The sequence below is a fragment of the Serratia sp. 14-2641 genome (assembly GCF_001692375.1).
GTDB lineage: Bacteria > Pseudomonadota > Gammaproteobacteria > Enterobacterales > Enterobacteriaceae > Chania > Chania fonticola_C.
This window is the reverse complement of record NZ_LXKR01000012.1, coordinates 1-697: the sequence shown is the minus strand read 5'-3', so window position 1 is coordinate 697 and position 697 is coordinate 1. Positions and strand designations below refer to the sequence as shown.

Genomic DNA, 697 nt, shown 5'->3' with positions numbered 1-697 from the left:
GAATCGCGATAAAAAAGGGCGGATCACCAGCCGCGACTTTGGGCTGATGCAGATCAATGACCGCCATATTCCGGCGCTGCGGTCCCTGGGGATCTTGAGCAATGAGCAAGACTTGCTGAACAACCCGTGCCTCAATGTCCAAATCGGCGCCTGGATACTGGCTAAACACCTCAAACAATGCGGCGTCAATTGGCAATGTCTCGGTTCATACAATGCCGGGTTTGCTGATGACAACGGTCCACGGCGTATGATTTATGCGCGTAAGATCTATGCGATGTACACGAAGCTCAGGGGCGGTGCCGCATGATGGCCCCGTATGTCCTGAAGTTCTCGCTACTGATAGCCCTGACCAGCGCCGCTCTGTTCATCGGTGCCCAACCGTTGGTTCATCGGGCGAAACAATTCTTGCTTGAGCATGATGGCCCGCCACTCACTCGGCTGCAGATCAGGGGGGTCACCCTCGTTTTCGCCGGTACCGGCACAGTCCTGATCGCAACGACAGCACTCGCGGGTTCTTCCTGGTTAGGCACTGTCAAAATTCTGGGGCTGTTGGCGTGGGGTATTCCCATGGTGCTGCTTGATATGCGCAATTACTGGTTACCGCTGCGTTATACCTCCGGATTCTGGCTGACAGGTCTGCTGCTTACCTTTCTGCCTGGGAGCTCGCTCACACTGACAGAGGCGCTCACAGGCAGTA

Annotated in this window: 1 protein-coding gene and 1 pseudogene; both read left to right on the top strand. The window is 55.8% G+C overall.

Annotated elements, in window-relative coordinates; genetic code table 11:
* Positions 1 to 307 (top strand): lytic transglycosylase domain-containing protein (locus tag A6U95_RS06730; RefSeq protein ID WP_139102340.1); only part of this gene is annotated, 307 nt, incomplete at its 5' end.
* Positions 304 to 697 (top strand): annotated as a pseudogene (locus tag A6U95_RS06725) (hypothetical protein); the annotation flags it as partial. The gene A6U95_RS06730 and the pseudogene A6U95_RS06725, both read left to right, overlap by 4 nt.